This is a genomic window from uncultured Solobacterium sp. (assembly GCF_963550625.1).
Taxonomy (GTDB): domain Bacteria; phylum Bacillota_I; class Bacilli_A; order Erysipelotrichales; family Erysipelotrichaceae; genus Bulleidia.
The window spans coordinates 36404-51406 of sequence record NZ_CAUVCV010000007.1 but is presented as its reverse complement, the minus strand read 5'-3'; the positions used below and the strand labels follow the sequence as shown (position 1 = coordinate 51406).

The window sequence follows — 15003 nt, the reverse complement described above, 5'->3', positions numbered from 1 at the left end:
TGGATACTGCATTGCCAACTAAAAGTGTTGATAACAGCATTTGTGTATCACCAATGCAATTATATTTTTACTTTTCTTTTTGATAGTTCTTTATAGTTTTCATCGTTACATCCCTTAAATCAATAAGATTTAGTTACGGTAGAAACGAATCATTCTCTCCTTCATTTCTTTTGGAACAGGTAAATTCTCAACAATGTAGTAGTATCCTACTAATCTATTATCTACAACTTGCTTCACACGTTTTAGGTATGCTTGTCCGACTTCATCCTTAGGAACATATTGATAATTTGATGTCCAGAACGACTGAATGAATAAAGCCGTTATTAACAAATTAACTTCTTTATCTAAATCAGGTGTTAGATTTGAGAAGATATGTGCAAAAACTTTATCCAAAACTAGGTGTTTCTCATTCCTAACTGTCATGATAGATGTTTCATTTGTCTGATTGTAGTTGTATACAATGTCATTTATGTAGTATACGCATCCAGCAGTCGCAATTAAAATTGGCCATAGTGAAAGGTCTTCATAATAGGAGAATTCTAAATATCTTAATTTCTCAAATAGTGATCTATCATAAACTGAACTGTGTCTACATGGGAGCAGGAAGGACGCTCCACGGATAGATATCTCTCCTGAACTTCTTCCTTGGTATGCTGGTAGGTTTTTAACTCCATCATACATGATACAGTTACCCTTACAGATTTTATAACCTTTCTGAATACCACCATATAGCTTTTCAATATAATCAGGTTCTACCCAGTCATCGACGTCTATAAATGATAGGTATGGTCCTGTTGTGTTTTCAATCCCAATGTTTGATGCACGTCCAAGGTCAGCTATCTCCGTTACTAATACACGAATACGGTCATCCTTTTTCATCCACTCTCTGACTTTCTCCTCAGTCGAGTCAGTTGTACCGTTGATAACACATAGAATTTCAAGATTCTTATATGTTTGTGCTACTACCTTTGACAAACAGTTATCAATATATTTTTCCCCATTATAAATTGGGATAATAATTGAAATTAGCGGGTCGTTCATAAATTCCTCCTGTGATTATATTTGATAACTCCTGCGAGCATATTTTCACATACAAGTATGTACTTTGCAATATAACCCCTGCTTCTCTACTTTATCATAAAAAAATCTATTTATGACATAATGCCACCAATAGTTTTTTTAATTTGATTTTATCTAAACATTCTTTTTTCTTGTCGTGAACGCTGCCATGCTTCCTAGTATTCCAACAATTAGCATTCCCATGAAACTTAGTAAATTTATATCCCCTGTACTATGTGAAGCAGACTTTGATGGTGTAGACACAACCTTTTTATATACGTGTACTCTATCACCGTTTGCTTCTTCGTGAGTAGATACATATTCGTATCCAGCAAAATTTTCTACAGCTTGTACTCCATATACCTACGGCTATAATTCTGTACCATCTTCTGTTACATATTGCGTATAGTCAATACCCACCCGAATAATACGGTCCTCTTTTTCTTCATAACCATAGTAATCAGCATATCCACCCCAACCATTTCTTCCATACTCTATTTGCAATCCATCTGCTGAATTATTAAATAAATCTGCATATTCGGCATAGATTGTATCTGAAGTATATTGTTCAACAGCCGGTGTATCCTCTTCTCTAAATACTACTGATAATCCACCTTGCAAAGTAACACTCTTTTCACCATACTTACCTTCTTGGTCAATAACCATTTCATTTGTTTTTAATGATTCATCAATCTGCACAATCGTATCGTAAGGTAAATCTCTATTCATTTGGACAGAATAACCCATTGTTTCTATTCATATTAAAAACCCTATCAATGATAGATTTCATCAACAGGGTCACTTCATATTACTTAGTTTTCTGAATTTTTCTTTTTGGTAACATATGCACCAACACTTCCAATCATTCCTGTGAATAGCATGAATGCTGAAGTGAATAGACCAGCATCACCTGTCTTAGGTGTTGACTGTACTGCAGGAGCTACTGTAGCAGAAACTTCTGGCTGCACTGGAGTCTCTGGTGTTACTGGAGCTGGTATTTCTGGCTGTGCTGGAGTCTCTGGAGTTACAGGAGCCGGTGCTTCTGGCTGCGCTGGAGTCTCTGGAGTTACAGGAGCCGGTGCTTCTGGCTGCGCTGGAGTCTCTGGAGTTACAGGAGCTGGTGTTTCTGGCTCTGCTGGAGTCTCTGGAGTTACAGGAGCTGGTGTTTCTGGCTGTGCTGGAGTCTCTACAATCTTCTTATACACATGAACTCTATCACCATTTGCTTCAGTACGTGTTGTAACATATTCATAACCTTCGAAGTTTTCTTTATCTTTTAAGCCAAACTTCTTATCAACATTTGTACCACTAACAGTAACTGGTGTTCCATCTTCTGTTACAAAGTGTGTGTAGTCAATACCTACACGAAGTACACGGTTACTAGCTGGTGAGGATGTGAAGTCTGTGACTGTTGCATCACCCCAAGGTTTAGATAACATATCATTTACTGCTGGTTCAGTATCTACATTTTCAAGTAAATCAGCGTAAATTACGTCTGATGTATATTGCTTGTATGTATCACCTGGTAAATCTTCATAAGGACTATACATAATATCGTATTTACCTGCCTTGCTACCAAGTGCACCTGCAACGTCTTCTTCAACTTCACCTGTCTTTAAGGATTCGTCAATCTTAACAATTGTTTCATAAGGAACCATCTCAGTAACTGTCGCATGTAATGTCCAATATCCATTTCCATATAGTGGAATTAAACTTGCATCTTCAATTTCAGGTTGGAATCTTGTATCACCTGCTTCAACTGGTAAGTCAAATACATATCTGTCAGTCCATAATGAATCGAACATACGGTAACCCTCTTCACCCTCAAGTGATAGGACTGCATTCTTTACAGTAAACTCTGAACCATCTGCTTGATCAATCAATGTCACTTCATCAGTGAACATGTATTTATCCAAACCATTTTCAAATTCAGGTTCGCTATCAGACATCGAATTTACTAAATAACCCTTAACATTAGCCCAATCTTTTACCTTTACTGTTTTCCCAGCATGATCACCATTATCAATCGTAAATTCATAGTCTTTGTCTAAAGTAATCTTCTGTCCTCTTGTCTTGAACAATGAAGTGTAGTTATTTACACCTGGGAATGTGTAACCAGTTGTAGGTTGGTCAACCTTAACCTTACCTAAGTTTGTTGTGTCGTTATTTTGTGGTTCTGTAGCTAAGAATGCTTGAATCTTAGCTTCTTCGTCAGCTGTTAAAGCTGCTTGTGCATAAGTATTAATTGCACTTCTGTAAGTTAGAGTTGGTGTAACTAGTAACGCCAAACCTAACGCTGCTGTATTAATCACTCTCTTCTTAATTCTTTTCATATTGGTCTCCTTCGATTTATCTTGATATTTTGCGTGCTTTCGACTGTACACAAACTAACCAGTACCTGTAATCACTACAGTTCCCTATTCGATTTTTTTAACCGGTTGCGTATCAAAACGACTCGAAATGCTAGGTTATTTTATCTAACATATCACTCATCGGCAATTCATTTGCTCATGCAATTTATTAATATTTTTTTAACGGCTTACCAATCTTTACAAGTACAAATTGATGCATATCTATTGCATGTTCTATACATCTACAACAAAAAAATCCTACTGATTTCTCAATAGGATTCTTAGTGCATGTTTTATTAATTATGCATTCTTTTTCTTTGTAATGAATGCTGCAGCACTTGCAATCATACCTGTTACTAACATAGCGAAAGCAGCGAAAAAGTTTGTATCACCTGTCTTTGGTGTTGCTGGAGCTACAGGAGCTGGAGCAGCTGGAGTTGTAGGTGTAGTAGGTGAAGGTACTACTGGAGTAGCTGAAGCCTTCTTGTACACGTGAACTCTATCGCCATTTGCTTCAGTACGTGTTGTAACATATTCATAACCAGCAAATGTTTCTTGTGGCTGTAAGCCAAACTTCTTATCAACTGGAGTTCCATCTGCTGCTACAACAGATGTACCATCTTCTGTTACAAAGTGTGTGTAGTCAATACCTACACGAAGTACACGGTTAGTAGCTGGTGAGGATGTGAAGTCTGTGACTGTTGCATCACCCCAAGGTTTAGATAACATATCATTTACCGCCGGTTCAGTTTTAACATTTGCAAGTAAATCTGCGTAAATTGCGTCTGATGTATATTGCTTGTATGTATCTCCTGGTAAATCTTCATAAGGACTATACATAATATCGTATTTACCTGTCTTATCACCAAGTACACCAGCAACATCTTCTTCAACTTCACCTGTCTTTAAGGATTCGTCAACTTTGACAATTGTCTCATAAGGAACCATCTCAGTAACTGTCGCATGTAATGTCCAATATCCATTTCCAAATAGTGGAATTAAACTTGCATCTTCAATTTCAGCTTTGAATCTTGGATCTGATTCCTCAATAGGCAAATCAAATGTGTAACGGTTATACCATAATGTTTCCCATGGGCGATCACCATCAGGATTATTTACTGGAAACACTGCGTTCTTAACAGTGAATTCAGAGCCATCTGCTGTATCAATTAGAGTTACTTCCTTAGCATAAAGGAATTTATCTTCATAACCTATAGGAGTTGGACTTCCATCACCCATCTTGAAAACATCATAGGCATCAACACTTGCCCAATTCTTAATCTTTACTGTCTTTCCATTATTTGCATCACTAGACTCAATTACATATTCATAGTCTTGATCAATATTAACCTTTGTACTACGAGACTGGAATAAAGAAGTATAGTTATTTACACCTGGGAATGTGTAACTTGATGGTTGAGTAACTGCTACCTTACCAATATTTGTTGTGTCATTATTTTGTGGTTGAGTAGCCAAGAACGCTTGAATCTTAGCTTCTTCATCTGCTGTTAAAGCTGCCTGCGCATATGTATGGATTGCACTTCTGGATGCTAGTGTTGGTGTCATCAATAGCGCAAGTCCTAAAGCTGCACTACTGACGATCTTTCTCTTATTGGATGCCTTCATTTCTTCCCTCCTTCGACGCATACTCTTTCGTCGGTTTCCTTTTCTCAAGTATTTTATAGCGATTCAATCTACATTTTCTTTATGTAAATCCCCTTATAGTTTCCGCCTTATTGATACATCTTGAGTTATCCCTTTAATAATATCTAACAAACATATAGGCTAGCAATCAATATGCCTATTCTAAATTATTAATGTTTTCTTAATATGTATTCTTTATGATAGGTTTATATAACTTTGCTTCTTTTTGTATATAATAAGCCAAAATTACTATCCTAATTATCATGAAAGTATGCGACTTATTCAAATTCATAGAATTTCATATAATTGCATCTTTTTACTGTAGATAAAAGGTAGAAACAGTGGATAAGAGAAATTAACTTTCATCTACTATCTCTACCTTTTTGCATCATATTAAAGTGTTTTTACTTACAAATTATCTTGCAAACTTTTTCTTTTCAATCATTGTAATGATTGCTGCCATGAGTGATATTACAAAGATGCTTGCATATGCCATCGGATTTACGTGGTCTGCTGTCTTTGGTGTCTCCTTGGAGTTTGTAATTGTGAAGCCTGTTTGTGCATCACCTGTGATCTTAGTCTTATATCCAGGGATTAATACTTCATCAACTGTATATACGATTTCACGTCCATTTTCATACTTGTCTAGATTAGCGAATGTATGCTTCCACTGATTAGCTGCTGTTAGCTGTACTGTATCAACCTTAACGCCATCTGCGTATAGATTTACTGTCACGCTATCTGTTGCAGGTCCTACCCATACCTTAGTAACTGGGATATCTACCTTACCAGTGATCGTATTTGTGACTGTAAAGCCTGTAGCTGCATCTCCTGTAATTGCAGAATCATAGTTAGAGATTGGCTCTTCTGTAAGTGTATAAACGATTTCTGTACCGTTATTATACTTATCGAGGTTAGCGAATACATGTACCCAGTTATTTGCCGCATTTAGTGTTACGGAATCCTTTTCAACGCCATCTGCGTAAAGTGTTACCTTTGCAGAAGAAGCTTCTGGTCCTACCCATACCTTAGTAACTGGAATGTTTACCTTACCAGTGATCGTGTTTGTGATTGTAAAGCCATTTGCTGCATCTCCTGAAATTGCCTTTGTGTAATCTGTAACAGGAGTCTCATCAACTGTATAAACAATCTCATGACCATCTGCTGCATACTTGTCTAAGTTTGCAAATGTATGTGTCCAGTTATCTGCTGCTGTTAATGTAACAGTTTCCTTCTCTGTACCATCAGCATATAACTTGATAGTTACAGAAGCAGCTGGTGTTCCCACCCATGTCTTTGTAACATCTACAGATGTCTTTTCTGTATTTGTATTTGTGACTGTAAAGCCATTTGCTGCATTACCTGTAACGACTGAATCATAGTTAGCGATTGGCTCTTCTGTAACTGTATAAACAATCTCTGTACCGTTATTGTACTTATCTAGATTTGTAAATGTATGTGCCCAACCATTTGCAGCGTTGAGTGTTACAGAATCCTTTTCAACGCCATCTGCAAGTAGAGTTACCTTAGCAGAAGAAGCTTGTGGTCCCACCCATACCTTAGTGACTGGTACAGATACTTTGCCTGTGATTGTATTTGTAACTGTAAAGCCTGTAGCTGCCGTTCCAGAAATACCCTTTGTATAATTTGGAACATCAACTTCATCAACTGTATAAACGATCTCGTGACCGTCTGTTGTGTCAAACTTAGGAAGATTACTGAATGTATGTGTCCAGTTATCTGCAGCTGTTAATGTAACTGTTTCCTTCTCTGCACCATCTGCCAAAAACTTGATTGTTGCGGAAGTTCCTGCAGTACCTACCCATGTCTTTGTGACTGGGATATTGATTGTTGCAGTATTTGTATTCTTAACAGTAAATCCAGTAGCTGCTGTTCCAGAAATATCTTTCGTATATCCAGCAACTGGTGTTTCATCAACTGTGTAAACAATCTCATGACCATCATTCGCATACTTATCTAAGTTAGTGAATGTATGTGTCCAGTTGTCTGTTGCAGTTAATGTAACTGTTTCTTTCTCTGTTCCATCTGCGAATAACTTGATCGTTACAGAAGCTGCTGGTGTTCCCACCCAAGCTTTCGTAACTTTGACAGTAGTCTTTTCTGTATTTGTATTTGTAATTGTAAAGCCTGTTGCCATATCACCACTGACTACTCCATTATAGTTAGCGATAGCATCTTCCTTTACAGTGTATTTAATTTCAGTAGTTGTTCCTGGCTTGTACTTTCTCAAGTTAGTGAATGTATCTTCCCAGTTATTTGCGGCATTTAATGTAACTGTCTTACCTGTATCTACATCATCTGCATAAAGATGTACTGTAACAGCTGATCCTATAGGACCTACCCATTGTTTTGTGGCCTTAACAGAAATCTTGATTGGGTTGTCTTTAACAGTCTGAATCACATTTGAAGTGGAATTTACTGTTAATGTAAATTCTTCTGTGCTTAATTCATAACCGGCAGGAGCTGTCTTCTCTTTCACTTTATATGTACCAGCCACAAGAGCAGGTGATGTTACCGTACCATCTGCAGCCGTAGTAAGCTCAAACTTACTTCCATCAGTTCCTGTAACTTCAAATACCGCATTTGCTAGAACAACAGTATTATCTTCTGCATCAACCTTAACTAGCTTAATCTTATTCGCTAAGATACCAACGCCTGTTCCACCAGCAGCTTCTTTTTTAAAGGAAATAAATTTTTCATCTACTTTATTGTTATTAGATGTAAGTTTAACATTATTTCTTAGATTGGTACCCGGAGTATAAGTTGTTCTATACTCTAGTTTATATTGTTCTCCATTTATGTTTCCTAGGTTGATTGTAAATGTTTGATCATTATTCGAGAATACAATCTTATCTGATAAATCAATTCTGACACGATTATTTTCTTTTAAATCACTAGTGTAGTTTACACGATACAAGCGAAAGCTTTCTTTAACAAATTTTTCTGTTGTTCCTACTAGTGTATCTGTCACAACAGCATTTGGAAAGTTAGCTTTTTTGTAATTAATACGTACTCGCCACTCTGCTTCATTGATTGATTCCGCTGCAAAACTATACTTATGTAGTACTTCATTACTATTTCCTGTAGGACCACCATCTACTTTAAATTGAAATGGTGTTGTTTTCCCGCCAGCTTCTATATCAAAGTTATTTTTTTGATTCACTGTAACTTTATCTTTATTGAAATTGGCATTCATGCCCAAGGTTCCATTAATATCGTATCTACCATTTACATAATTGGTAAATGTAACTTTAATCTCAGCACCGCCACCTGCTTTTGGGGTGACATGAGCATTTGCCATCACTGATCCATCTGGCGCAGTCAATGAGAAATTTAAATTCCCCGCATCATTTTTGATAAGGATATTATCAGGAAGCTTAACAATAAAATAATCCCCTTCATTAATGGTCGCTGCTTTTGCTTTTGCCTTCCAATTCATTTCTATACGGAATTCATCACCAACCTGCATGCTATTAACAGGATTCCCACCGTTCTTGATGACTATGTTTTGTATTTCAAGGTCTACTTCTTTTTCACTTCCAGCATAGACATTAAAATTGACACCTTGAAATAACATCACAAGTGCCATCAGCATCGATAATACAAGTCTCATAATTTTTTTCTTCAGCATAATTCTCCCCCCCAAAAAATCATCATTACCAAATATTCTTTACTTTGCCTATTTCTTGTTTATTAAGTTTCCATAAAGCCCATGTCTTCAATAATTATATATTGTGGCTATCTTTTACTATTATATGGTTTTTAAATTTATCGTTTTTGCATTTATCAAAAATTAATAAATTATTAATAATTAGATCTTATTGTTTTTTACAATGTATAAAAATTCGAAATTATCTAAGTTATTCATATCAAAATAATACCGCATGTTTAAAACTACTTTAATCACGGTTGATAACTTTCTAAAAACCATCGATCTTTTTCTAAGAACAGATTCCTACATCTACCTTGGATTATACATACGTAGCGTATCCCGCAACCACCAACACAAGACTCTTTCCTAGAATGACTTAACACTTTATCAATCTTATACTCCCGCCCATCATTCCAGCATAGATAGAGAGGGCGTAATTCTCCTGTTTTCCTTTGCATCACCACAACATCCACATATTTCTTATATAGTTGCATACCCCTCTCTCCTGTTATTTGTATTATATCGAGTTATGTTGCGTATTTCAACCATATACGCAACAATTACTAATTAATTATCTCCTATTTGTCGCAAATCTGTTATACTAATGCTGAGGTAATGTAGATGACACTAAAAGAGATGATTCACCAATACAAAATAAAAACAGGATGTAGTGATTCTGAACTTGCACGTAGATGTAATGTTTCTCGTTCTACCGTTGCACGTTGGTCTAGTGGGGAAATAAAAAAAGTAAATGATGATACCGCTGAAATTCTTTCTCATTTACTTGGATATAATATTACTCCTATCCTAATGGGAATGGACACAACCATTCGTTTACCAATTCTTGGTTACGCAAAAGCTGGATATGACTTATTTGCGGAAGAGAATTATCTTGGTGAAGAAGAAACAACACTAAAAGAAAGAGAAAATGGTGATTACTACCTACGTATTACCGGTAACTCTATGTCTGGTATTGGTATTATGGATGGCTCACTTGTTTTAGTACGTCAATGTGACTCTATTGCCAGTGGTAAAATTGCCGTTGTCATGATTGATCAAGAAGTGACCGTAAAACGTGTTATCTATAAAAAAGGAATGATGATTCTAGAAGCTGCGAATCCAGATGTGGAGAGTCGTTATTTTACTCCACAGGAAATCAAAGAATTACCAGTTAAAATTATCGGACAAGTATTATCTTGTCGTACGAGTTTCTAAAATATTGAAAGGCCACATAGATATCTATATGGCCCTTTCTTTATTCACTAACTGTTTCTTCTGTAACAGGTTCTGATGATTCTTTTTCCTCATACTTGAAGTCTGCAGAAATATCTTCACCCTTTACAACTCTTTGGATCTGCTCAGCAGTTAATGTTTCGTATTCCATTAATGCATGTGCGATTGTTTCAAGTTCTGTCTTATGGGCTTCGATAATCTGTCTTGCCTTTGTATGGCATGTATTAATGATCTTACGTACTTCCTGATCAATTTCATACGCAACTTCACCAGAAACATTGTTTGGCTGATTATAATCTCTACCTAAGAATACATTCTCATTTCCTGCATTGTACTTAATAGGTCCAAGATCGCTCATACCATAGAGAGTAACCATGTCTTTTGCGATATTTGTTGCATTTTGAATATCGTTACTTGCTCCTGTTGTAATGTCATCAAAGAATAATTCTTCTGCTGTACGACCACCCATGTAGGAAGTGATTGTATCGAGCAAGTCATTCTTTGTATGCATCATCTTTTCTTCCTTCGGTGTCATGAGGTTATATCCACCTGCTTGACCACGAGGAATGATTGTAACTTTCTGTACAACTTGTGCATTCTCTAAGAATAAACCAATAATTGCGTGTCCACTTTCATGGTAAGCAACTAATTTCTTTGTCTTATCATCATATGTACGGCTAACCTTTGCAGGTCCCATCATAACACGGTCAATCGCTTCATCAATCTGCTTCATGCCGATTTCATCTTTATTTTCACGTACTGCTAAAATCGCAGATTCATTCAATACGTTTTCAAGATCAGCACCAGAGAATCCTGGAGTACGCTTTGCTAAAGCACCTAAATCTAAGTCCTTTACAAACTTCTTATTACGAGCATGTACATGTAGGATAGCTTCTCTACCCTTACGGTCTGGAAGTGCTACTGTGATTTGACGATCGAAACGTCCAGCACGTAATAATGCAGGGTCTAGTACGTCAGGTCTATTTGTTGCCGCAATGACAACAACACCTGTATTTTCTTCCATACCATCCATCTCAACAAGTAATTGGTTCAGTGTCTGTTCACGTTCATCATGTCCACCACCAAAGCCAGCACCACGCTGACGACCTACTGCATCAATTTCATCGATGAAGATAATACATGGGGCTGTTTGCTGCGCCTTCTTGAACATATCACGAACACGGCTTGCACCAACACCAACAAACATTTCAACGAAGTCAGAACCAGAAATACTATAGAATGGTACATTTGCTTCACCAGCAACTGCCTTGGCAAGCAATGTCTTACCTGTACCTGGATGACCACTTAATAAGATACCCTTAGGAATACGCGCACCCATCTTCTCAAACTTCTTAGGATATTTGAGGTAGTCGATGATTTCTGCCATTTCCTGCTTTTCTTCATCACAACCCGCCACATCATTAAAGCGAACACGAATCTTACCTTCTAACTTCGCTCTAGATTTTGAGAATTCGAATGCCTTCGCATTGGCACCGTTTGCGCCATTCATACGGTTTAACATCCAAACCGCAAATACCGCAAATAAGATAAATGGAATAATGGATGCCACTGTCTCTAAGAAGATATTGGATGCGTCCGCATCAACAATCGTCAACTTTGTGGAATCATTTCCAAGATTTTTAATTACCTGTCCGATTTCATCGGAAGTAGATGGAATTGTCGCAGTGAATGTTACTTTTTGTTTATCTTTTTCGTAAACACCCTTTACGACAGTCACATTTGTTCCAATTGAGACAGATACTTCTTCCACATTCTCTTTTTCAATTACATTCTGCAATTCATAATAACTGATACGCTCTGAAGAGGCGCCCATGTTTAAGCCTAATAAGCTTACAATCGCAAGAATGACTACGAGATATGGAAGAAAGTTCGCTAGTCTGTTTCTCTGCATTTATTTACTCCTCATTACACTGATAACATTCGTCCTTCAATACTCCAATGTATGGAAGGCAACGATATCTCTGGTTGAAATCCATACCAAATCCGATAACGAATTCATTTTCGATTTCAAAACCAACATAGTCTGCTTTAATATCTACAACACGGCGGCTAGGCTTATCTAATAGAGTGATAATTTTAACGCTATTAGCACCCTTGTGCATTAGTGTTTCACATACAGTCTGAATTGTTCTTCCTGTATCAACAATATCCTCCACAAGTAAGATATCTAATCCTTTGACAGATGTATCTAGATCCTTCAAGATTCTGATGTCGCCAATTGATTCTGTACCTTCATAACTGCTAACATCCATAAAATCATATTGAATGTCTAAATCAATGTGCTTGATCAACTCAGATAAAAAAGGAACAGAACCGCGCAATAACGCAACGAGTAGTGGTTGTTTACCCGCATAGTCTTCTGTAATCTTAGCGCCTAATTCTTTAGAACGAGCACTAATTTGTTCTTCATTAACCAATACTTTCTTTATATCTTTTTCTGCCCACATGACAAATAGCTCCTTTGTAATATTAGTATTGTATCACATTCAAATTAGGCATTGTAGAGTAATGCTGCACATTACAGCCTAGTCCAGGCACTAGAATGATTTCTCCTAGCGCATTTTCTACAACTGGCCAAGTTTGTCGTTGATATTGAGGAATATGACGGTCAATAAAGAAGCGATGAACTTCCTTACGACCAAAGCGCATTTGAATTTTATCTCCCGCTTGAAACGAACGAATCCGAATAGGGAAATCAGATTCTTGTAGCGTTAGCGCAAATACACCAGGAGAACCCTGCCCTGTATAGAAATGTTCCTTACGAATATTTTGTAATTCATCTAACGAGTTAAACACATAGCTGTATGGCTCTTCTGGAATATACTTCAAAAGATATGTTCCATCACTCACTAGTGAAAAGCCATCCATCGGAATGATAAAGTCACCTGCATGCATGATTGTATGATCAATGCCCTGCAAATGCTTCAGTGAATAATGTGGTGTCACTTCCACAAACATTCTTAACATCGTTAGTCTATCATCTTGAGATAATGCACGGTACGTCTCAAGTAGAATCTTCTCCTCACGTATATACGTTTTAACACGGCATCTTCTCTCCTGCATAATCGCATTCCGTTGTTTAATCTCACGTAGATACGCTGTTCTTTCAAAAGCAGTCATCGTCTCAATAATCTCATGACGAATCTGATTACGTGTATACTCATCACTCAAATTTGTTACATCGATATAATAGCGTAATTGATGTTCCTTACAGTATGTTACGAGTTCTTCCTTTGTCATATGCAGTAAAGGTCGTTTAAACAATACGCCATGCATTAACATCTCTTCACGCAACCCATAATACTCTGGAACAATATTCTTTGTTTCCTGCATGATATATGTTTCTAACAAATCATCTTGATGATGACCAATCAATACACCTTGATAACCTTCACGTCTTACAATTTCCACAAAAAAGCGATAACGCAACTCCCGTGCTGCTGCCTCAAAGTTTCCAGTATATGTAAATGGATCGTTATGTACAAAAATTGGAATCCCTCTTTCCGCACAAAAACTGCGGATATATTTTTCTTCTTCATCCGCTTCTGGGCGATGATGATAGTTCATATGCGCAGCTGCACAATCAACACCAACATCAATACACATTTGTAATAACGCCATCGAATCTGGTCCAGACGATACCGCAACTAACCACTTTCCTTGTAGTTTTTCCATGCCAGTATAATAACATATCCCATCACTCTGTGCTGAACATCACTCTCAACATTCTCTTCTGCACTTCTTTAAACATAGGTGCTGTAACAGGTATATGTGCTTTAATATCAATCACTCTTGCAGTATTTATAAAGCGTATATCATTCAAAAATAAAACTGATGGTTTATTCAAACCATTTACTAAACCAATCTTCATGAGATGATATTTCCCCTGTGGATGATAGATAGAATCATAGGCTTTTTGATATGTCGCTTCATTTGAAGTCATCGGAACGACCAAAGCTTTCTTTGCGCATACAGATACAACTAAACCAAAATGTTGATAACCCATTTCATTTAGGTATGATTGGCCAAATTCGATATAACAAATATCACCTGGTTTTACATTGATACCAATATCCTTCCCTGATTGATAACGGGAACGTATCACCCAGTTTGCTTCAGATATCATGCCTGCTTCAATATTATGCGGTTGTATAATACGGTAGAGATCCTTGCGGTAGGACATGTAATGATGCCATAAATCATATTTCTGTGCCTTATCTTTCATATAATTGTTTCCCCTTTACTTCTATATTCAGAAGAAAACAATACATTCCACATCATTTCTTAAAGTTTATAGATATAACCACAAAAGACCAAATGCATATCCACAAATGGCCAAGTGATAGAGTCAATTATTATCTCAAGTCAAAATATAATTATGTTTCATTTTTTACAACTACAACAATTGAAGAAAACAAGGATTATTCCCAATTTATTTTTAGTTTCTTCTTTTCCTTTACACAGTCTGCTAAATATAAATTAATTAATGTTTGATAAGGAATACCCGTATGCATCGACTCATTTTTAAAATAGTCAATCACGGATTTATTAATATTAATCGTAACTTGTCGTTTTAATTCCTTCACATATGGATTTTTAATCGCTTTTTCAAAATTAAACTCTTTTTCTAGATATTCATCTGTTTTTGTCATACTCAAATACCCTTTCGTAATTCTGCCTTTCTGTTAACGTTGCTTTTCGAGCTGATATGATTCTTATTATTTTCTCTTCTCTAATGCAGTGAACAACTAACAATATATTTCCTAATTCACTACTACCTAAGATACGAAATCTATCTTCATCATTTGAATGCAAATTATCATATTCTAACAATGCATTTTCATCATAAAACACTGTCATTGCTTCCTCAAATGTCACACCATGTTTAGATTGGTTAATTTTACTTTTATATTGATCCCATTCAAACGAATACATCAAAATACCACCTACATCTATATAATAATTATATTATAATTATTATATAATTCAATATTTTTATTTAAATTGGCATTCATTATATAA

12 protein-coding genes and 1 pseudogene are annotated in these 15003 nt (G+C 36.4%); 1 reads left to right on the top strand and 12 read right to left on the bottom strand.

The genetic code is table 11. The features are described from left to right. Positions 1-129: 129 nt before the first annotated feature. From RYK16_RS05380 to RYK16_RS05360, 6 genes and pseudogenes are all read right to left on the bottom strand, one after another. Complete coding sequence (locus RYK16_RS05380) at positions 130-1041, bottom strand: glycosyltransferase family 2 protein (protein ID WP_314851259.1); 912 nt, start codon at positions 1039-1041, stop codon at positions 130-132. A gap of 153 nt (positions 1042-1194) precedes the next feature. Continuing rightward, positions 1195-1404, bottom strand: a pseudogene (locus RYK16_RS08370) (hypothetical protein); the annotation flags it as partial. Positions 1405-1428: 24 nt separating this feature from the next. Then, positions 1429-1788, bottom strand: coding sequence for a G5 domain-containing protein (locus RYK16_RS05375; protein ID WP_314851258.1), 360 nt, complete (start codon positions 1786-1788; stop codon positions 1429-1431). 83 nt (positions 1789-1871) lie between these two features. Next, positions 1872-3392 carry a hypothetical protein gene (locus tag RYK16_RS05370; RefSeq protein ID WP_314851257.1) on the bottom strand — a complete coding sequence of 507 codons (1521 nt, stop codon included), beginning with the start codon at positions 3390-3392 and terminating at the stop codon, positions 1872-1874. Positions 3393-3710: 318 nt separating this feature from the next. Continuing rightward, positions 3711-5036 (bottom strand): LPXTG cell wall anchor domain-containing protein, encoded by a 1326-nt coding sequence (locus RYK16_RS05365; RefSeq protein WP_314851256.1) that lies wholly within the window; start codon positions 5034-5036, stop codon positions 3711-3713. Positions 5037-5469: 433 nt separating this feature from the next. Next, positions 5470-8706, bottom strand: coding sequence for a Cna B-type domain-containing protein (locus tag RYK16_RS05360; protein WP_314851255.1), 3237 nt, complete (start codon positions 8704-8706; stop codon positions 5470-5472). Positions 8707-9348: 642 nt separating this feature from the next. Here RYK16_RS05360 and RYK16_RS05355 point away from each other — a divergent pair. Next, positions 9349-9942, top strand: coding sequence for a S24 family peptidase (locus RYK16_RS05355; protein ID WP_314851254.1), 594 nt, complete (start codon positions 9349-9351; stop codon positions 9940-9942). Between the two features lie 40 nt (positions 9943-9982). Here the strand turns inward: RYK16_RS05355 and ftsH are convergent, their stop codons facing one another. The 6 genes from ftsH to RYK16_RS05325 all read right to left on the bottom strand — a co-directional run bounded on the left by ftsH (position 9983) and on the right by RYK16_RS05325 (position 14916). Then, a complete protein-coding gene (ftsH, locus tag RYK16_RS05350; protein ID WP_314851253.1) occupies positions 9983-11872 on the bottom strand; it encodes an ATP-dependent zinc metalloprotease FtsH in 1890 nt (629 codons plus the stop codon). A 4-nt stretch (positions 11873-11876) separates the two neighbouring features. Continuing rightward, the gene (hpt, locus tag RYK16_RS05345) at positions 11877-12428 is read right to left on the bottom strand and encodes a hypoxanthine phosphoribosyltransferase (protein ID WP_314851252.1); all 552 of its coding nucleotides are present in this window, start codon (positions 12426-12428) and stop codon (positions 11877-11879) included. 22 nt (positions 12429-12450) lie between these two features. Further along, positions 12451-13656, bottom strand: coding sequence for a tRNA lysidine(34) synthetase TilS (gene tilS / locus RYK16_RS05340; protein ID WP_314851251.1), 1206 nt, complete (start codon positions 13654-13656; stop codon positions 12451-12453). Positions 13657-13678: 22 nt separating this feature from the next. Continuing rightward, positions 13679-14206, bottom strand: coding sequence for a type II toxin-antitoxin system PemK/MazF family toxin (locus RYK16_RS05335; RefSeq protein ID WP_314851250.1), 528 nt, complete (start codon positions 14204-14206; stop codon positions 13679-13681). 196 nt (positions 14207-14402) lie between these two features. Continuing rightward, positions 14403-14633 carry a BrnA antitoxin family protein gene (locus RYK16_RS05330; protein ID WP_314851249.1) on the bottom strand — a complete coding sequence of 77 codons (231 nt, stop codon included), beginning with the start codon at positions 14631-14633 and terminating at the stop codon, positions 14403-14405. Then, positions 14617-14916 carry a BrnT family toxin gene (locus RYK16_RS05325; RefSeq protein WP_314851248.1) on the bottom strand — a complete coding sequence of 100 codons (300 nt, stop codon included), beginning with the start codon at positions 14914-14916 and terminating at the stop codon, positions 14617-14619. Before RYK16_RS05325 ends, RYK16_RS05330 begins: the two co-directional genes overlap by 17 nt. Positions 14917-15003: the final 87 nt, after the last annotated feature.

Bases quoted from the DNA above. Each gene is read 5' to 3' on its own strand.
- RYK16_RS05380 (WP_314851259.1), bottom strand. From the start codon at position 1,041: ATGAACGACCCGCTAATTTCAATTATTATCCCAATTTATAATGGGGAA.
- RYK16_RS05375 (WP_314851258.1), bottom strand. From the start codon at position 1,788: ATGAATAGAGATTTACCTTACGATACGATTGTGCAGATTGATGAATCA.
- RYK16_RS05370 (WP_314851257.1), bottom strand. From the start codon at position 3,392: ATGAAAAGAATTAAGAAGAGAGTGATTAATACAGCAGCGTTAGGTTTG.
- RYK16_RS05365 (WP_314851256.1), bottom strand. From the start codon at position 5,036: ATGAAGGCATCCAATAAGAGAAAGATCGTCAGTAGTGCAGCTTTAGGA.
- RYK16_RS05360 (WP_314851255.1), bottom strand. From the start codon at position 8,706: ATGCTGAAGAAAAAAATTATGAGACTTGTATTATCGATGCTGATGGCA.
- RYK16_RS05355 (WP_314851254.1), top strand. From the start codon at position 9,349: ATGACACTAAAAGAGATGATTCACCAATACAAAATAAAAACAGGATGT.
- ftsH (WP_314851253.1), bottom strand. From the start codon at position 11,872: ATGCAGAGAAACAGACTAGCGAACTTTCTTCCATATCTCGTAGTCATT.
- hpt (WP_314851252.1), bottom strand. From the start codon at position 12,428: ATGTGGGCAGAAAAAGATATAAAGAAAGTATTGGTTAATGAAGAACAA.
- tilS (WP_314851251.1), bottom strand. From the start codon at position 13,656: ATGGAAAAACTACAAGGAAAGTGGTTAGTTGCGGTATCGTCTGGACCA.
- RYK16_RS05335 (WP_314851250.1), bottom strand. From the start codon at position 14,206: ATGAAAGATAAGGCACAGAAATATGATTTATGGCATCATTACATGTCC.
- RYK16_RS05330 (WP_314851249.1), bottom strand. From the start codon at position 14,633: ATGACAAAAACAGATGAATATCTAGAAAAAGAGTTTAATTTTGAAAAA.
- RYK16_RS05325 (WP_314851248.1), bottom strand. From the start codon at position 14,916: ATGTATTCGTTTGAATGGGATCAATATAAAAGTAAAATTAACCAATCT.